At 71.7% G+C, this 16,436-nt stretch carries 18 protein-coding genes; 5 read left to right on the forward strand and 13 right to left on the reverse strand.

Annotated features, from left to right (window positions below; genetic code table 11):
- The first annotated feature begins 1 nt into the window (after position 1).
- On the forward strand, positions 2-1,189 hold the full coding sequence (locus GY170_RS11440) for a vWA domain-containing protein (protein ID WP_163893631.1): 1,188 nt from the start codon (positions 2-4) through the stop codon (positions 1,187-1,189).
- 24 nt (positions 1,190-1,213) lie between these two features.
- Positions 1,214-1,915 (forward strand): M48 family metallopeptidase, encoded by a 702-nt coding sequence (locus GY170_RS11445; RefSeq protein WP_163893633.1) that lies wholly within the window; start codon positions 1,214-1,216, stop codon positions 1,913-1,915.
- A gap of 680 nt (positions 1,916-2,595) precedes the next feature.
- Here GY170_RS11445 and lipA read toward each other — a convergent pair.
- The 9 genes from lipA to GY170_RS11490 form a co-directional block, all read right to left on the reverse strand.
- Positions 2,596-3,546 carry a lipoyl synthase gene (lipA, locus tag GY170_RS11450; protein ID WP_163893635.1) on the reverse strand — a complete coding sequence of 317 codons (951 nt, stop codon included), beginning with the start codon at positions 3,544-3,546 and terminating at the stop codon, positions 2,596-2,598.
- A 914-nt stretch (positions 3,547-4,460) separates the two neighbouring features.
- On the reverse strand, positions 4,461-5,402 hold the full coding sequence (locus GY170_RS11455; RefSeq protein WP_163893867.1) for a cation diffusion facilitator family transporter: 942 nt from the start codon (positions 5,400-5,402) through the stop codon (positions 4,461-4,463).
- A gap of 39 nt (positions 5,403-5,441) precedes the next feature.
- Positions 5,442-6,383 (reverse strand): serine hydrolase domain-containing protein, encoded by a 942-nt coding sequence (locus tag GY170_RS11460; protein WP_163893637.1) that lies wholly within the window; start codon positions 6,381-6,383, stop codon positions 5,442-5,444.
- A 75-nt stretch (positions 6,384-6,458) separates the two neighbouring features.
- Positions 6,459-7,400 (reverse strand): hydrogen peroxide-inducible genes activator, encoded by a 942-nt coding sequence (locus GY170_RS11465; RefSeq protein ID WP_163893639.1) that lies wholly within the window; start codon positions 7,398-7,400, stop codon positions 6,459-6,461.
- 75 nt (positions 7,401-7,475) lie between these two features.
- On the reverse strand, positions 7,476-7,955 hold the full coding sequence (locus GY170_RS11470) for a CAP domain-containing protein (RefSeq protein WP_163893641.1): 480 nt from the start codon (positions 7,953-7,955) through the stop codon (positions 7,476-7,478).
- Positions 7,956-8,053: 98 nt separating this feature from the next.
- On the reverse strand, positions 8,054-9,397 hold the full coding sequence (locus GY170_RS11475; RefSeq protein ID WP_163893643.1) for an 8-oxoguanine deaminase: 1,344 nt from the start codon (positions 9,395-9,397) through the stop codon (positions 8,054-8,056).
- Positions 9,390-10,187 carry an inositol monophosphatase family protein gene (locus tag GY170_RS11480; protein ID WP_163893869.1) on the reverse strand — a complete coding sequence of 266 codons (798 nt, stop codon included), beginning with the start codon at positions 10,185-10,187 and terminating at the stop codon, positions 9,390-9,392. The genes GY170_RS11475 and GY170_RS11480 overlap by 8 nt, the downstream gene beginning before the upstream one ends.
- A 47-nt stretch (positions 10,188-10,234) precedes the next feature.
- Positions 10,235-10,609 (reverse strand): helix-turn-helix domain-containing protein, encoded by a 375-nt coding sequence (locus GY170_RS11485; RefSeq protein WP_163893645.1) that lies wholly within the window; start codon positions 10,607-10,609, stop codon positions 10,235-10,237.
- Positions 10,610-10,865: 256 nt separating this feature from the next.
- Positions 10,866-11,120, reverse strand: a complete 255-nt coding sequence (locus tag GY170_RS11490; RefSeq protein ID WP_163893647.1) for a BolA family protein — start codon at positions 11,118-11,120, stop codon at positions 10,866-10,868.
- 73 nt (positions 11,121-11,193) lie between these two features.
- Here GY170_RS11490 and GY170_RS11495 point away from each other — a divergent pair, with 73 nt between their 5' ends.
- Positions 11,194-11,823 (forward strand): J domain-containing protein, encoded by a 630-nt coding sequence (locus GY170_RS11495; RefSeq protein ID WP_163893649.1) that lies wholly within the window; start codon positions 11,194-11,196, stop codon positions 11,821-11,823.
- A gap of 16 nt (positions 11,824-11,839) precedes the next feature.
- Here the strand turns inward: GY170_RS11495 and GY170_RS11500 are convergent, their stop codons facing one another.
- The 3 genes from GY170_RS11500 to GY170_RS11510 all read right to left on the reverse strand — a co-directional run bounded on the left by GY170_RS11500 (position 11,840) and on the right by GY170_RS11510 (position 13,406).
- Positions 11,840-12,316, reverse strand: coding sequence for a hypothetical protein (locus GY170_RS11500; protein ID WP_163893651.1), 477 nt, complete (start codon positions 12,314-12,316; stop codon positions 11,840-11,842).
- A 161-nt stretch (positions 12,317-12,477) separates the two neighbouring features.
- A complete protein-coding gene (locus tag GY170_RS11505) occupies positions 12,478-12,936 on the reverse strand; it encodes a DUF1772 domain-containing protein (RefSeq protein WP_163893654.1) in 459 nt (152 codons plus the stop codon).
- On the reverse strand, positions 12,933-13,406 hold the full coding sequence (locus tag GY170_RS11510) for a hypothetical protein (RefSeq protein ID WP_163893656.1): 474 nt from the start codon (positions 13,404-13,406) through the stop codon (positions 12,933-12,935). Before GY170_RS11510 ends, GY170_RS11505 begins: the two co-directional genes overlap by 4 nt.
- A 78-nt stretch (positions 13,407-13,484) precedes the next feature.
- On the opposite strand from GY170_RS11510, the gene GY170_RS11515 reads away from it, so the two are divergent.
- A complete protein-coding gene (locus GY170_RS11515; protein ID WP_163893658.1) occupies positions 13,485-13,958 on the forward strand; it encodes a MarR family winged helix-turn-helix transcriptional regulator in 474 nt (157 codons plus the stop codon).
- A 76-nt stretch (positions 13,959-14,034) separates the two neighbouring features.
- On the opposite strand, the gene GY170_RS11520 is transcribed toward GY170_RS11515, so the two are convergent.
- Positions 14,035-15,174 (reverse strand): hypothetical protein, encoded by a 1,140-nt coding sequence (locus tag GY170_RS11520; RefSeq protein WP_163893660.1) that lies wholly within the window; start codon positions 15,172-15,174, stop codon positions 14,035-14,037.
- Positions 15,175-15,346: 172 nt separating this feature from the next.
- Here GY170_RS11520 and cobS point away from each other — a divergent pair, with 172 nt between their 5' ends.
- A complete protein-coding gene (cobS, locus tag GY170_RS11525) occupies positions 15,347-16,333 on the forward strand; it encodes a cobaltochelatase subunit CobS (RefSeq protein WP_163893662.1) in 987 nt (328 codons plus the stop codon).
- Positions 16,334-16,436: the final 103 nt, after the last annotated feature.

Genomic DNA, 16,436 nt, shown 5'->3' on the forward strand with positions numbered 1-16,436 from the left:
CATGTTCCTCCCCTTCTTCGAGGCGTTGCGCGAAGCGGGGGTGCCGGTCAGCCTGCGCGAATTCCTGACCTGGCTCTCGGCCCTGCGCGCCGGCATCGCGCTTTATGACATCGACGGCTTCTACCACCTCGCCCGCGCGGCGCTGGTGAAGGACGAGCGGTACATCGACCGCTTCGACCGCGCCTTCGCCCGCAGCTTCGGCGGGTTGGAGGAGATCCCGGCCGCGGCAGTGCTCTCCGCCCTCGACCTGCCGGAGGACTGGCTGGAGAAGCGGGCCGAGCTCATCCTCAGCGAGGAGGAGCGGGCTCAGATCGAGGCCATGGGCGGCTTCGGCGCGCTGATGGAGACGCTGCGCCAGCGCCTCGCCGAGCAGCAGGGCCGCCACCAGGGCGGCAGCAAGTGGGTCGGCACCGCCGGCACCTCCCCCTTCGGCGCTTACGGCGACAACCCCGAGGGCGTGCGCATCGGGCAGGACAAGGGCCGCCGCGGCCGCGCCGTGAAGGTCTGGGACCGGCGCGAGTTCCGCGATCTCGACGGCGAAGTGGAGCTGGGCACCCGCGCCATCCAGGTCGCGCTCCGGCGCCTGCGCCGCTGGGCCCGCGACGGCGCGGCGGAGGAGCTCGACCTCCCCGGCACCATCGGCGCCACGGCGAAGCAGGGCTGGCTCGACGTCAGGACCCGGCCAGAGCGGCGCAACGCGGTCAAGGTGCTCCTCTTCCTCGATGTCGGCGGCTCGATGGATGCCCATGTCGGCCGGGTGTCGGAGCTCTTCTCCGCCGCCCGCGCCTCCTTCTCGTCGCTGGAGCAGTTCTATTTCCACAACTGCCTCTACGAGGGCGTGTGGCGCGACAATCGCCGCCGCTGGCATGAGCAGGTGCCGACGCAGGAGCTGCTGCGCACCTACGGGCCGGAGTGGCGGGCGATCTTCGTCGGCGATGCCTCCATGTCCCCCTACGAGATCGCGGTGCCGGGCGGCGCCAACGAGCACTGGAACGAGGAGGCGGGGGAGGTCTGGCTTCGCCGCGCCTTCGAGCACTGGCCGCAGAGCCTGTGGATCAACCCGGTGCGCGCCCCCGCCTGGCAGTACACGCAGAGCATCGGCATGGTGCGCGGCCTCATCGGCGCGGACCGGATGGTGCCGCTCACTCTCGACGGTCTCACGGATGGGATGGGACGGCTGGCGCGATAGCCCCGCCCACCCCATATTGGGGTCATGATCCGCGTGCTCCTTCCCCTTCTCATCGCCCTCGGCTGGGGGATCGTCGTCTGGCGATTCTCCGTCTGGAAGACGGCGAAGGATCTCGACCAGAAGTCCGTCGAGCTGGTGGACCCGGCGCTCCGTCCGGTGATGGAGCGGATGGCGCGGGCGCTCGATCTGCCGCGCGTGCGCGTCTACCTCTACGACGTGCCGCAGGTGAACGGCCTCGCGGCGCCCGACGGGCGGATCTTCATCACCCGCGGCTTTCACCGCGAGTTCCGCGCCGGCCGAGTCAGCGCCGAGGAGCTGGCCTCCGTCATCGCGCACGAGCTCGGCCACGTGGCGCTCGGCCACGGGCGGCGGCGACAGATCACGTTCGCGGTGGAGAACGCCCTGCGCGCCGGGCTGGCGCTGACGATCGGGCGGTTCATCCCCCGCTTCGGCGGCATGATCGCCGGCTTCCTGACGAGCCTCGTCACCTCCCGCCTCTCCCGCGGGGCGGAGTTCGAGGCCGATGCCTACGCGACGGCCCTGCTGGCGAAGGCGGGCATCGGGGCGGAGCCGCAGAAGAGCCTCTTCGCCAAGCTGGAGAAGCTGACGGGCACCGCCGGCACCCCCGCCGGCGCCATGCCCGCCTGGATGATGAGCCACCCGAAGACCTCGGAGCGCATCAAGGCTATCGAGGCGAACCAGCGGAAATGGGGGATCGAGGGGTAGCCCTGGATCGACCGCGCCGCCGGTCGCCGCCGCCGCATCCTCGCCCGCCAGCCCGCTTCGTAGGGTGGGGTTTCACCCCACCGTCCAATGCGCCGTCCCTCCTCCGCCAACGCCACGTCCTCCGGGAGACGTTTCCGCCTGGCAACCCCGCCTCACGCCGGCCCGTGGGGTGGCGCTCCGACGCCTCCGCGGCGCGCTTTATGCCCGCCACGCCCCTCCCCGCTCTGAACGAGGCACCAAGCCCAGCCAGAGCGCCAGCCCGCGGGGACGGGCCGGCGCTCGCGCGGCGGCCTGCGGCCTTGATTCCGCGCGAGGGGATAGAGCGGCGACGTTGGTCTCAGGGGAAGACTGATACGCCGGGTGCCTGCTGCCCCGCAAAGAGAGCTGCCCTCGCACGCCGGCCCGTGGGGTGGCGCCCCGACCTAGCCTCCGGCGCGCTTTATGCCCGCCACGCCCCTCCCCGCCCTGAGCGAGGCACCCAGCCCAACCACAGCGCCAGCCCGCCGGGACGGGCCGGCGCTCGCGCGGCGGCCTGCGGCCTTGATTCCGCGCGGGGGGAAAAGCGGCGACGTCCGTCTCCGGCTTGATTCCGCTCCGGGCGACACTCCCGAACCGGCCCTCAACCGCGGAGGGCATCCAGCCGCAGGCCGGGCGTCAGCCCGGCCCCCCCGGCCCCGCCCTCAGGCGATCCCCAGCTTCGCCAGCCGGTTTGCCCGCAGCCGGGCGAAATCGTCGCCGGCGTGGTAGCTCGAGCGGGTCAGCGGCGTGGCGGAGACCATCAGGAACCCCTTGCCATAGGCCGTCCGCTCGTAGGCGGCGAAGGCCTCCGGCGTCACGTAGTCATGCACCGCATGGTGCTTGGCGCTCGGCTGCAGGTATTGCCCGATGGTCAGGAAATCGACGCCGGCGGCGCGCATGTCGTCCATCACCTGGTGGACCTCCTCTCGCCGCTCCCCGAGGCCGACCATGAGGCCGGATTTGGTGAACATCGCCGGGTCCAGCTCCTTCACCCGCTGCAGCAGGCGCAGGGAGTGGAAGTAGCGCGCCCCAGGGCGGACGGAGGTGTAGAGCCCCGGCACCGTCTCGAGGTTGTGGTTGAAGACGTCCGGCTTGGCGGCGACGACCACCTCCAGCGCCTCCGGCCCGCAGCGCAGGAAGTCGGGCGTCAGGATCTCGATCGTCGTGCCCGGCGCCTGCCGGCGGACGGCGCGGATCGTCTGGGCGAAATGCTCGGCGCCGCCGTCATCGACATCGTCGCGGTCGACGGAGGTGATGACGACGTGGTTCAGTCCCAGCTTCTTGACCGCATCGGCGACACGGCCCGGCTCGAAGACATCCAGCGCGTCGGGGCGTCCGGTGGCGACGTTGCAGAAGGTGCAGCCGCGCGTGCAGATCTCGCCCATGATCATCATGGTGGCGTGGCCCTGGGACCAGCACTCGCCGACATTGGGGCAGCCCGCCTCCTCGCAGACGGTGGAGAGCCGGTGCTCGCGCATGATGTCCCGCGTCTGGCGGTAGCCCTCGGAGCTGGGCGCCTTCACGCGGATCCATGCCGGCTTCTTGGGCTGCGGCTGGTCGGGGCGGTGCGCCTTTTCCGGATGGCGCTGGCCGGGAATCTTCAGATCGCGCAAAGCGGGTCTCCTCCTGCCTGTCCCCCGATCTAAGCCCTTGCGACGCCAATGTCCAAGCACCCTGCCCGCAAGGCGGCCATGCACGACGGGGGACGGAGGGGGTGGACCTCGGGAGCTTGGCCTCGCCTGCCACAGCTACCGTCCTCTCACGCCGGCCCGTGGGGTGGCGCCGCAACGCACCCGCTCTGCGCTTTATACCCGCCACGCCCCTCCCCGCGGCCCGCTCAGCGCTTACGGCAACCAGAGCGCCAGCCCGCGGGGACGGGCCGGCGCTCGCGCGGCGCCTGCGGCTTGATTCCGCGCGAGGGGAAGAGCGGCGGCCGGGTCACCTCGCGCCTGCCACCGAGCTGGTCCCGTAGGGTGGGTTTCCAACCCACCGCTCCCGGTTTCCCCCGGCTGACGCATCCGCCGCACACCGGCCCGCCATAAGCACCACCCTCGCACGCCGGCCCGTGGGGTGGCGCTCCGACCGCGCCGCTGCTCGCTTTATGTCAGCCACATCCCTCCGTGCGGCCCGCTCAGCGCCAAGCTCAGCCAGAGCGCCAGCCCGCCGGGACGGGCCGGCGCTCGCGCGGCGCCTGCGGCTTGATTCCGCGCGGGGGAGAGAGCGGAGGCCGGGTCTACTCGCGCCTGCGACTGAGCTCGTCCCGTAGGGTGGGTTTCTAACCCATCGTCCCCGGTTTCCGCTGGCTGACGCGTCCGCCCCACACCGGCCCTCCACAAGCACCACCCTCGCACGCCGACCCGTGGGGTGGCGCTCCGACCTCGCCGCGGCGCGCTTTATGCCCGCCAAACCCCTCCCCGCGGCCCGCTGAGCACCAGGCCCAGCCAGAGCGCCAGCCCGCCGGGACGGGCCGGCGCTCGCGCGGCGCCTGCGGCTTGATTCCGCGCGGGGGGACCCAACGGCAGCCCGCCTACCCCCGCACCTCCACCGTCACGTGGCCGATGCCGAACTCCTGCTCCATCACCCGCTTGATGCCGTCTCTCACCTTCTCGGACTCCGCCCCCTCGGCGAGGTCGGCCTCCAGCGTCGCCATCAGCCGCTCCTCGCTGATGCACCAGGCGTGCAGGTGGTGGATGCAGGCCACGCCCGGCACCGCCTCCGCCAGCCGCTCCTTCGCGGCCGCCGGGTCGAAGCCTCCGGGGGTGCCCTCCAGCAGGATGTGGCCGCTCTCTCCCAGCACGCGCCACGCCGAGCGCAGGATCAGCAGGGTCACGAAGACGGAGAGGATCGGGTCGATGGGTGTCCAGCCCGTCGCCATGATGATCAGCGCCGCCGCGATAGCGCCGACGGAGCCGAGGAGATCCCCCATCACGTGCAGCGCCGCGGCGCGGGTGTTCAGCCCGCCCTCGGCGCCGTGCAGGATGCGGAAGGCGATGATGTTCACCACCAGCCCCGCGACGGCGACCCAGAGCATCAGCCCGCCCATGACCTCTCCGGGGTCGAGGAAGCGCTGTACGGCCTCGACCGTGATCCAGATGGCGATGACGAAGAGCGCCAGCCCGTTGACGAAGGCGGCGAGCACGGAGACGCGGTCGAAGCCGTAGCTCCTCTGTGCATCCGCCGGCCGCTGCGCCATGCGCACGGCGAAGAAGGCGAGCAGCAGCGAGGCGAGATCGGTCGCCATGTGCCCGGCATCGGCCAGCAGCGCGAGGGAGCCGGAGACGAGGCCGCCCGCCACCTCCGCCAGCATGAACAGACCGGTCAGTCCGGCGGCGAGGCCCAGCGCCTTCGCGCCCCCCGGATGATCCGGCTTGGGCCCGTGAGAATGCCCGTGATGCCCGTGGGCGTGGCCGTGGCCGCCCGCGTGCTCATGGTCATGCCCGTGACCGCTGCTCTCCTGATCGTCCGAAATCTCCGCCTCCCTGCTTGCCGCCGGCCGCCCGGGCCAGCCCTACGGGTGCGCCGCCTCGAAGAGCGCCGCGTCCAGCGCCGCCAGCCGCTCGTCGGGCGGGCAGTCGTTGTGCAGCACCACCACGACCCAGCCGTTGCCATAGCTGGCGAAGTAGCTGCCGTCGCCCCGCCCGTCCCAGCAGAGCTGGCCGAAGCCCCAGTAGAGGCGCCGCCCCTCTAGCTCTCGCGAGAGCGCCCCGCCCAAAGTCGCGAAACCATCGCCGAGGTCGAGCATCGGGGCGCTGGCCGGGTCGACGCTGCCCTCCGGCCCGAAGGTCGCCTCCACGAAGCGGGCGTAATCGGCGGCGGACATCTGCCAGCCGCCCCACGGCCCCTGCCCGACCCATGGCCCGGTCAGCGCCGCGCTCTGCAGCCCGAGCGGCGCCATCAGCGCGGCGTCGCAGGCCTCGGCGTAGCTCTCACCCGTCGCCGCCTCGATCATGGCACCGACCAGCGCGTAATTCTCGTTGTTGTAGGCGTAGCTGCCGGGCTCGCCCTCCTGCTCCGCCCTCGCCAGCGCCACCCGGGCCACCTCGCCCGTCATCGGCTCTTCGGAGAGGACGATGGCGGCGTTGCCCTGCGTGGCATCCGGCCAGATGCCGGCGCTGTGGGTGAGGAGCGCGCCCAGCTCCGCCTCCGCCGCCGTCCCCTTGCCGCCGAGCAGGCTGCCCACTTTGGTCTGCGCCGTCAGCTCCGGCAGGGCCAGCGCGCAGGCAGCGGTCAGCGGCTTGGAGAGGCTGGCGAGCGGCAGGGCGGCATCCGCCCCGGCGCCGAGGCCCTCCTCCACCACCAGCTCCCCGTCGTGGAGCACGGCGAGGGTGGCGACCTCGGTCCCCCCCTCCTCCACCCAGCCGCGCCAGGCCTCCTGCAGGCGGGCGCCGATATCCTGCGCCTCGGCGGCGGGGGCGGTAAGGCAGAGCGAGATGGCGAGCGGGCGCAGCATGGCATCCTCCGGGGGTGTCTGTGGGCTCTCAGGCAACACGGGTCACAGGAACACAGGTCTCAGGCAACACGGGTCTCACGCAACACGGGCATGGTCGGCGCGGGCCCCGTCGATCAGCTCCGCCGCCGCCTCCTCAAGTAGCGCCCCCAGCTCCTCCATCCAACCGGTATCGCTGGAGCTTTCGCGCCGCACCAGCGCCAGCTCTCGCGCCGGCTCCGGCGCCGCGAAGCGCAGGAGGGCGAGCTGCGGGGCGGCGGCGCTCTCCATCCGGACCGCCAGCTCCGGCAGGAGCGTCACGCCGTAGCCCTCCGCCACCAGCCCGACGAGGGTGGAGAGGGAGGAGGCGCCGAGATCCACCTGCCGGCGCGACGACAGGCCGCAGACCTCCAGCGCCTGATCGGCGAGGCAATGCCCCTCGTCGAGGAGGAGCAACTGGTCCGGCGTCAGCGCCTTCGGCCGCAGCGCCTCGGCGCCGGCGGCCATGGCGGCAAGGCGGCTGCGGGAGCCGGCGAGGAGGAAGCGGTCGGTGGCGATGGGCCGGGCGACGAGGCCGGGCGCCGGCAGCGGCAACGCCATCACGGCGGCGTCGAGCCGGCCGCGCCGGAGCTCCTCCACCAGCCGCTCCGTCTGCGCCTCTCGCACCCGCAGCTCCATCGTCAGATCGCGGGAGCGGATGCGGGTGAGCGCCAGAGGCAGAAGATAGGGGGCAACCGTGGGGATGACGCCGAGGTTGAGCCGCCGCGCCAGCCCCTCCCGCCAGCGCACCGCCTGCGCGAGCTCGCCGACCTCCGAGAGGATGTGCCGCGCCCGGCCGAGCACCTCGTGCCCCGCCGGCGTCAGCAGAACCTCGCGCGGCAGCCGCTCCACCAGCCGGGCGCCGAGGCTCTCCTCCAGCGCACGGATCTGCTGGGAGAGCGCCGGCTGGGTGACATGCACCGCCTCCGCCGCCCGCCCGAAGCCGCCCTCCTCCGCCAGGGCGACGAAGTAGCGCAACTGTCTGAGGGAGAGGCTGTCCATAAGGCAGACTTATCGCACGGCGCCCGCTTTGCCATGCCCCCCGGCGCGCGCCCTGTCGCCGCAGGCAGGGCCCCCTCAGCAGGCGCTGCCGATGACCATCACGTAGTAGCCCTCCGCGTCGGCCAGGCCGTAATAATCCGTCCCCTGCGCCAGGATGTTCGCCCGGTGCAGTGGCGACTGCAGCCAGCCGGCCGCGGCGGCGTCGGCACTCTGCTGGCCATAGGCGAGGTTCTCGCCCACCGGGCCGCCCATGCAGAAGCCCGCGCCGCGCACCCGGTCGCCCAGAGTGTTGCCGCCCGGCCCGGTGTGGGAGAACTGGCCGGTGGAGACGACATGCGACAGCTGCGTCTGCGCCGCCGACATCAGCTCGGCACTGCCGGTCAGCGGCACCAGCCCCGCCTCGGCGCGGGCGGCGTTCATCGTCGACAGCGCGGAGGCATAGCCGGCGGGCGTCGCCACGGGGGTGTTCTCCCCCGATTCCGCCGAGACGGTGTACCTGACGGTGCAGGCTGTCAGAGCGGTGGCCGCCAGAACGGCGAGAACGACATGGCGCATGCGATTCCTCCCTTTGGGTGACGTGACCTTAGGGACGCTCGCGCCGCTGTCAAAGCCCCGTGATCGCCCGGCAAGGACGAGCGGGCCGATCACGCGCCTCACTGCCCGCGTGCCAGCGCCCCGGCCAGCCGGCGCTGGTGCTCCAGCACCCGCGGCAGGTCGAGCGTCGCCAGCTCGCCGCCCCGCACCACCTGCCGCCCCTCGACGATCAGATCGCGCACCCGGCGGGGGCCGGCCAGCAGCAGCGCCGCCGGGTCCCACGAGCCGGCGGCCTCGACGCCGCGCGTGTCCCAGATGGCAAGGTCGGCGCGGTAGCCTTGGCGGATCTGCCCCAGCTCCCTGCCGCGCCCCAGCACCTCCGCCCCGCCGCGGGTGGCGAGCATCAGCGCCTCGCGCGGGCTCATCGCATCGGCGCCGGAGCGCACCCGCTGGAGGAGCATCGCCATCCGCGCCTCGCCGATCAGGTTGCCCTCGTCGTTGGAGGCGGAGCCATCCACCCCCAGCCCGACGCGCACCCCGGCATCCCGCATCGCCCGCACAGGCGCGATGCCCGAGCCGAGGCGGCAATTGGAACAGGGGCAATGGGCGACGCCGGTGCCGCTTCTGGCAAAGAGATCAATCTCCTGCCCGTCGAGCTTCACGCAATGGGCGTGCCAGACATCCTCCCCCGTCCAGCCGAGATCCTCGGCATACTGGCCGGGGCGGCAGCCGAACTTTTCCAGGCTGTAGGCGATGTCCTCGTCGTTCTCGGCGAGGTGGGTGTGCAGCATCACCCCCTTGTCGCGGGCGAGGAGCGCCGCGTCCCGCATCAGCTCCCGGCTGACGGAGAAGGGCGAGCAGGGCGCGATGCCGATGCGCAGCATCGAGGCAGGGGAGGCGTCGTGGTAGCGGTCGATGAGGCGGATCGCGTCGTCCAGTACCTCCGCCTCGCGCTCCACGAGGCTGTCGGGCGGCAGGCCGCCGTCGCTCTCGCCGATGCTCATCGCCCCGCGCGTCGGGTGAAAGCGCAGGCCCACCTCCGCCGCCGCCTCGATCGTGTCGTCCAGCCGGGCGCCGTTCGGGTAGAGATAGAGGTGGTCGCTCGACATCGTGCAGCCCGACAGCGCCAGCTCCGCCAGCCCCGTCTGGGCGGAGACGCGCATCTCCTCCGGCCCGAAGCGCGCCCAGATGGGGTAAAGCACCTGCAGCCAGCCGAAGAGCAGCGCGTTCTGCGCCTGCGGCACGGCGCGGGTGAGGCTCTGGTAGAGATGGTGGTGCGTGTTGACGAGGCCGGGCGTGACGACACAGCCCGCCGCCTCGATCACCTCCGCCCCCTCCGCCGCCAGCCCCTGCCCCAGCGCGGCGATCTCGCCGCCGCGGATGCGGATATCCGCGGGCTCCTCGGTGCCGGCATCGTCCATCGTCAGGACGGTGTCGGCGCCGCGGATGAGGAGGTCAGCCACCCTGCCCCCGCAGGATCGCCAGCGCCTCGGCGTGGATCTGCGGGTTCGCCGCCGCCAGCACCTGCCCGCCGCCATGCGCCGGGCCGCCCTGCCAGTTCGTCACCACCCCGCCCGCCGCCTCGATGACGGCGATCGGAGCGACGATGTCATAGGCGTTGAGGCCCGCCTCGATGACGAGGTCGACATGCCCCGCCGCGACGAGCGCATAGGCGTAGCAATCCATCCCGTGGCGCGTCAGCTTGGCGCGGGCCGAGACGGCCTCGAAGGCCAGCCGCTCCGCCTCGGTGCCGACACCGGGGAAGGTGGTGAAGAGGATCGCCTCGCCCAGCGGCCGGGGCGCGCGGGTCGCCAGCGTGCCGGCGCCCTGCGGCCCCTCCATGCGGGCAAGGCCCGGGCCGCCTTCGAAGCGCTCGCCGATATAGGGCTGGTCGATGATGCCGAGGACAGGCCCCTGCCCGTCCGTCACGCCGATCAGCACGCCCCATGTCGGGGTGCCGGCGATGAAGCCGCGCGTGCCGTCGATCGGGTCGAGCACCCAGGTCAGGCCGGTGCTGCCCTCCTCCACCCCGAATTCCTCGCCGAGGATCGCGTCATCGGGCCGCCGCTCCGCGAGGATGGCGCGCATCGCCGTCTCGGCGGCGCGGTCGGCCACGGTGACGGGGTCGAACCCCTCCTCCGCCTTGTTCTCCGCCGTCATGTCGCTGCGGAAATGCGGCAGCACCGCCGCCCGCGCCGCATCGGCAAGGGCGCGCGCCGTGGCGATCAGCTCATCGGCCAGCTTCGGGTCCATCCGCTCCATGGCCTCCGGGGTAAGGAGCGGCGGGAGGGCGGTCAAGCTCAGGCCGCCGCCGAGAGGACGCGGGCCAGCTCGAAGAGCCGGCGGCGCTGATGCTCGGGGATGGCGTAGTAGGAGCGCAGCAGCTCCAGCGCCTCGCGGTCGGAGAAGATGTCCGCCGGCAGGCCGCCGGCCGCCTGCGCCGTCTCCCCCTCGCCCTCCTCCAGCCCCTCGAAGAAGAAGGAGATGGGCACGCCCAGCGTCTGCGAGATCTCCCACAGCCGGGAGGCGGAGACGCGGTTCATCCCCGTCTCGTACTTCTGGATCTGCTGGAACTTGATGCCCACCTTCTCGGCGAGCTGCTGCTGTGTCGTGCCGTTGAGCCAGCGGCGGTGGCGAATTCGTTTCCCGACATGAACATCGACCGGGTGCTTCATGGTAAAACCTATCTGCGTCCTGCGCGCACCAACATGGGCCGCGAACGGCCGCCTCCGGTGCTTCCCCGTTACTGTGCCGGCGACGGCGGTGAGGACGCCGCCCCCGGTAGTCATGCTCGCATCAGACACGTCTCGGTTGCGGGAGTCATCCTGACCTTTTGGATAGGTCGGCAATGGCTCGCCACCGCCTCGCGCCGCCTCCTCCCGCGTCCATGGCGGGCCCGGCCGTCATCCCGGCCCCGCCCGGCGACGCGCGTCAGGAGAGGTCGAGCGCCAGTGCGTGGATGCGCCCCATCACCTCCGGCCCGAGGGCGGCGTGCACGGCGCGGTGGCGCTGCAGGCGGCTCATCCCCTCCAGCTCCGGCGCCGCGAGAACGACGCGCCAGTGGCTCTCGCCCGAGCCGTCGTCGCCGGCATGGCCCGCGTGGTGGGCGCTCTCATTGACGATCTCCAGCCGCGTCGGCGTGAAGGCGCCCCTCAGGCGCGTTTCCATCTCGTCTGCCATCGCCATTTTTCGCGAAGCTCCTTCCATCTGCCGTCCAAGGGGCTACACTCTCGCCTCCGAGTCGGAAAGGAGCCCTCACATGCCCAAGGCTGACCCTTTCGGTTTCGACATATCCGTGTCGGCCTCCAAGAAGAAAAACCCCCGCGGGCGGCGCGGCATGTCGGGCGCTTTCGAGACCTCGACGCGGGTCTGCGACCATCCCGGCTGCCAGGAGGCGGGCAAGTACCGCGCACCGAAGAGCCCGGACTCGCTCGACGACTTCTTCTGGTTCTGCAAGGACCACGTGCGCGAGTACAATCTGAAGTGGAACTTCTTCGAAGGCACCACGGAGGAGGATTTCGAGCATCAGGTCGACGCCGATCGCGTCTGGGGCCGGGGCACCAAGCCCTTCACGAAGGAAGAGCAGCGCGCCTGGGCCCGGCTCGGCGTCGATGACCCGCACCAGGTGCTGGGCCAGAACGCCACGCGCAACCCCGGCAAGGCCGTCACCGGCCAGCGCCGCCTGCCCCCGACGGAGCGCAAGGCGGTCGAGATCCTCGAGGTGAAGGACACCGCCAGCCGGACGGAGATCCGCAAGGCCTACAAGTCCCTCATCAAGGTGCTCCACCCCGACATGAACGGCGGGGACCGCAGCCACGAAGAGCAGCTGGCCGAGGTCGTCTGGGCCTGGGATCAGCTCAAGGGCAGCCGCAACTTCCGCGACGATTGAACCGCGCTCCCCGGGCTCAGGCCCGGGGCCGCCACGCGAACAGGCTGTCCCGCTCGCGCCGCCAGTCGATCATGGATCGGTGGAAGCGGGCGAAGGCCAGCAGCCAGAGCAGCGCCAGCGCCGGCGCCCCGGCCAGAGCCGTGAGCAGCGCGAAGGGGCCGAACATGGTGCCGTAGAGCGGCAGCACCAGCGTCCCCGCCAGCAGCGCCGCGACGACACTGCCCATCACCAGCCCCCAGCCGAAGCGCAGCGCGCCCCGCGCCCCCGAATGCCCGTAGTGCCTCCGCACGACCCAGAGCCCGCTCGCCGCCCCGATGCCGCCGGCCGTCGCCACCCAGAGGCCGTAGCCCGGGCGCAGCGGCTCGAACCCGTTGAGCTGCACGGCCACCCGCAGGGCGACAGCGGCGCCGACCGCGGCGAGCGTCGCCAGCGCCAGCGCCACGCGCCGCTCTCCGCCCGTCTCGGGCGCCATCAGCCAATGGGGGCGGCGCATCACCCTTCGCCTCTCGTCAAGCACGCCCGCCTCTCTGGCCCGCCGGAAAGGCGGGGATGTGGCGCCCCGTCCCCGGATCGTGAACATTGCGTCTCCGAAGCGGAAACGGCGGCGAAGCGGCCGGTCGCCTCTCACGACCGACCGCTTCGGTGGGCCAGACGCTAGGCAGGGCGGCCGGCCATCGTGGCGTGCAGCGCGAAGCCGCTGGCCACGAGCCCCAGCGCGATGCGCAGCACGTGCAGCTGCAGCCACGTCGTCAGCGCCGCCGGCACCTCCTCCGGCGGCACCGCGCCGGAGGCGAAGGCGGCGTTGGCCGGCAGGTGATGCACCCCGGTGACCACCCCGAGACCGACCATTGCCAGCACGGCAGTGATCCACGCCCAGCGGGACCGCGTGTCCCGCCGCGCGATCCAGAGGGAGCCGATGAGCCCGATCAGGGCGGGGCCGGCAACCACGGGGATGGTCCGCGAGATGAAGCCGTTGTTCGCCGCGAACCAGGTGAGGAAGGCCTCCGGCGACAGGCTCGTCCAGTAGCCGCCGAAGGCGAGGCCGATGCAGATCATCGTGCCGACGAAGGCCGCCGAGCCGAGGACCGCGAGGTAGGCAAACAGCGCTCTCATGCCGCAGCCCTCCGCGCGTTTCTCTCCAGGCGCCGCCCGCGCATCCGCAAGCCGGTGCGCATGTTGAGCCCGAGGAGGACGATGTTCGTCGCCCCCGCCACCAGCTCGACCAGCTGAACCGTGGTGAAGGTGGTATCCAGGCTGCCGGCATTCGCCTTCCAGCCGAGGAAGATCGCCGAGGGGACGAGCACGAGCACCCCGATCCCGGCGGCGACTTTCATCCGCGTCCGCTTCGCCTCCACCTCCGGCGCCCGGGAGCGGCCGGCGAGCCTGAAGCCGCTGGCCCCCGCCCCCGCCAGCGCGATGACCAGAACGGGCAGCACGAAGAGGATGGCGGTGCGGACAGAGACGATCCCGTCATGGCCAAGGAAGAGCTCGGCAATGGTCGCCGACAGCCAGAAGCTGAGGATGGTCAGAAGCGCGATCGAGGACGAGACCGCGTGTAGCGTGACGAGACGTGAGCGTGGCATGGCATGATCCTTTGCATAGCTTGCTATCAAATCGCAGGTAGCATTGCATTGCGTGCTATGCAAGTGTACCTGCCCCGCATGACCACGCCTACCAGCACCTTCGACCGCACCCGCTCCACCGGTTATCTGGCCAACCACATGGCGCGGCTCTTCGCGCAGCGCCTGCATGAGCGCATCCGCCCGCTCGGCCTCGCGCCCGCGCAGTTCATGAGCCTGCTGGAGTTGTGGGAGAATGACGGCCTGACCCAGCGCGAGCTGGTCGAGCGGCTCGATGTCGAGCAGGCCACCATGGCCAACACGCTCTCGCGCATGGAGCGTGACGGCCTCATCGAGCGCCGCGCCCACGAGAGCGACGCCCGGGCGAAGCGCATCCACCTGACCGACCGCGCCCGCGCCCTCCGCGCGCCCGCCGAGGCCGCCGCCCGCGAGGTCAACGCGCTTGCGCTGGGGCAGATGAGCGCGGAGGAGCGCGATCAGTTTGTCGGGTGGATCAAGCGCGCCATCGCGGGGCTGCAGGAGGGCGACGAGGGCGAAGAACCGGCCGGCCGGTAGCTACCGCGCCGGATGGGAGACCGTCCCAGCGGCGTCGATGACGACGGACGCTCGTCGCAGGCGCGAAAGCCCCCGCCTAGCCGCCAGCCCCCGCCTCGCCCACCGGCGTCCCCGTCACCAGCATCTCGTCCTCCGGCGACGGCCCCGCGCTCACGCCCAGCTCCGCCCCGACGGGCCAGAGGTCGCCCGGCAGCTGCAGCACCACCTCTCCGCCCGGCCGCAACGCGCCGAGCGGCTGCGGCGGCTGGCCCTCGGGGAGGAGCCAGAGCCAGTAGCTCTCCGCCTCCGCGCCCGTCTCGCCCAACGCCGCCGTCAGCCGGCCCTCCGTGACGTCGGCGGCGAGCGTCAGCCCGGCCGGCTCCTCGGCCACCACCGGCGCCGGCGGCTCGCCCATGCCGGGCACGAGGCCCGTCCGCACCGCCACGATCAGCACCAGCGCCGCGATGGCGCCGCCCGCGATGGCGGGCACGATGCCGAGCCGGCGCCAGAGCGGCCCCCGCTCCTCCCCGAAGAGCCGGCCGAGGAGCCGGGCGCGCAAAGCCGGATCGGGCGGGACGGGCGGCAGATCCTCGGCGAAGAGCGTGAAATGCGCCGCCCAGTCCGCCTCCTCGTCGGCCAGCTCGGGCATCACCCCCTCCGCCTCTCGGTAGGCCTCGCTCTCCTCCTGCGACAAAAGGCCCAGCGCCTCCTCGGCGGCGAGGATCTGGTACTCCGCGAAATCGTCGAACGCCTCGCCCCGCTCGTCGTCCCGCATCAGGGCGAGGTTGTCTCGCAGCCACGCCCGCACGCCCATCAGCGCCATCGCGTGCTCCTTGGCGAGCCGGTCGTAGCCGGCGCCGAAGAGCCACGCCTGCCGGATGGCGATCAGCGCGTCCTCGTCGAGGCTCTCGGCCGCCGGGTTGAGCGCGAGGTACCGCTCCGGCTCCGGCAACTCCGGCAGCTTGCCCGGCGGCTCCTGCCTCGCGGCGGCCTCCCGGTGCAGTCGCATGAGCAGGAAGGCCCGCGCCGTCCGCCCCGAGGCGGGGAACCCTGCCCCCTCCTGCCATGCCGAGCGGAACGCCGCCTCCATCGCCTCCGCCGCCGCCTCGCCCTCCCCCAGCATGGCGCGGGCGAGGCCGTTGAGGCGCGGCGCCGCCTCGGCGAAGAGCCGCGAGAGCGCCTCCCGGTCGCCATCGGCCACCCGCCGCATCGCCTCTGTCAGCGCGTCCTCCGCCATACCGTCCTTCCTCCGGGCTTCTCTCTTTTTCGCTCTGCGGACAGGATGATGGCGCAACCGGCCCAAAACGCAAGCGACGCGCCGTTTCGTGCGCAATCCCGCCCCTCCTCGGCTTGCGCTTGGCGCCGAGGCGTTGCAGGAGAGGCAGGACCTGACAGACGGGAGGATCGACATGGCCGAGCAGGACCTCGACAGCAAGATGACGCCCACCGAGGAGCTTTCGGTGCGCGAGGTCTTCGGCATCGAGACCGACATGAAGGTGCGCGGCTTCGCCGATGCGAGCGATCGCGTGCCGGCCATCGACCCGACCTACAAGTTCGACCCGGACACGACGCTCGCCATCCTCGCCGGCTTCTCCCACAACCGCCGCGTGATGATCCAAGGGTATCACGGCACGGGCAAATCGACCCATATCGAGCAGGTCGCCGCCCGCCTCAACTGGCCGACGGTGCGCGTCAACCTCGACAGCCACATCTCCCGGATCGACCTGATCGGGAAGGATGCGATCAAGCTGCGCGACGGCAAGCAGGTGACGGAATTCCACGAGGGCATCCTGCCCTGGGCGCTGCGCAACCCCGTCGCCATCGTCTTCGACGAATACGACGCCGGCCGCGCCGACGTGATGTTCGTCATCCAGCGCGTCCTAGAGCATGACGGCAAGCTGACGCTGCTCGACCAGAACGAGATCATCACGCCGAACAAGTATTTCCGCCTCTTCGCCACGGCGAACACGGTGGGCCTCGGCGACACGACGGGCCTCTACCACGGCACCCAGCAGATCAACCAGGCGCAGATGGACCGCTGGTCCCTCGTCGCCACGCTGAACTACCTCAGCCACGATGCGGAAGCCGCGATCGTGCTGGCGAAGTGCCCGCACTACAACACCGAGAAGGGCCGCGACCAGATCAACCAGATGGTGACGGTCGCCGACCTGACGCGGACGGCCTTCATGAACGGCGACCTGTCGACGGTCATGTCCCCCCGCACGGTGATCAACTGGGCGCAGAACGCCGAGATCTTCCGCAACATCGGCTACGCCTTCCGCCTGTCGTTCCTCAACAAGTGCGACGAGCTGGAGCGGCAGACGGTCGCCGAGTTCTACCAGCGCTGCTTCGACGACGAGCTGCCGGAGAGCGCGGTGAGCATGGCCGCCGGCTGACGTTGGGAGCGGCGAGGGCCCATTGCCCCGCCACTGTCCGTCTCGGCGACCGGTTCGCTCGCCTCCCTTTCAGACACTACATCCCTCCGCCCGGGGCGCTCAT

Origin of the sequence: Pseudoroseicyclus tamaricis (assembly GCF_012070395.1) — a bacterium.
GTDB lineage: Bacteria > Pseudomonadota > Alphaproteobacteria > Rhodobacterales > Rhodobacteraceae > Pseudoroseicyclus_A > Pseudoroseicyclus_A tamaricis.

Coding starts and splice junctions, on each gene's coding strand:
- GY170_RS11485 (WP_163893645.1), bottom strand. CDS start 10,609: ATGAAGCACCCGGTCGATGTTCATGTCGGGAAACGAATTCGCCACCGC.
- GY170_RS11495 (WP_163893649.1), top strand. CDS start 11,194: ATGCCCAAGGCTGACCCTTTCGGTTTCGACATATCCGTGTCGGCCTCC.
- GY170_RS11480 (WP_163893869.1), bottom strand. CDS start 10,187: ATGGACCCGAAGCTGGCCGATGAGCTGATCGCCACGGCGCGCGCCCTT.
- GY170_RS11500 (WP_163893651.1), bottom strand. CDS start 12,316: ATGCGCCGCCCCCATTGGCTGATGGCGCCCGAGACGGGCGGAGAGCGG.
- GY170_RS11445 (WP_163893633.1), top strand. CDS start 1,214: ATGATCCGCGTGCTCCTTCCCCTTCTCATCGCCCTCGGCTGGGGGATC.
- GY170_RS11465 (WP_163893639.1), bottom strand. CDS start 7,400: ATGGACAGCCTCTCCCTCAGACAGTTGCGCTACTTCGTCGCCCTGGCG.
- cobS (WP_163893662.1), top strand. CDS start 15,347: ATGGCCGAGCAGGACCTCGACAGCAAGATGACGCCCACCGAGGAGCTT.
- GY170_RS11505 (WP_163893654.1), bottom strand. CDS start 12,936: ATGAGAGCGCTGTTTGCCTACCTCGCGGTCCTCGGCTCGGCGGCCTTC.
- GY170_RS11440 (WP_163893631.1), top strand. CDS start 2: ATGTTCCTCCCCTTCTTCGAGGCGTTGCGCGAAGCGGGGGTGCCGGTC.
- GY170_RS11510 (WP_163893656.1), bottom strand. CDS start 13,406: ATGCCACGCTCACGTCTCGTCACGCTACACGCGGTCTCGTCCTCGATC.
- GY170_RS11490 (WP_163893647.1), bottom strand. CDS start 11,120: ATGGCGATGGCAGACGAGATGGAAACGCGCCTGAGGGGCGCCTTCACG.
- GY170_RS11515 (WP_163893658.1), top strand. CDS start 13,485: ATGACCACGCCTACCAGCACCTTCGACCGCACCCGCTCCACCGGTTAT.
- GY170_RS11520 (WP_163893660.1), bottom strand. CDS start 15,174: ATGGCGGAGGACGCGCTGACAGAGGCGATGCGGCGGGTGGCCGATGGC.
- GY170_RS11460 (WP_163893637.1), bottom strand. CDS start 6,383: ATGCTGCGCCCGCTCGCCATCTCGCTCTGCCTTACCGCCCCCGCCGCC.
- GY170_RS11470 (WP_163893641.1), bottom strand. CDS start 7,955: ATGCGCCATGTCGTTCTCGCCGTTCTGGCGGCCACCGCTCTGACAGCC.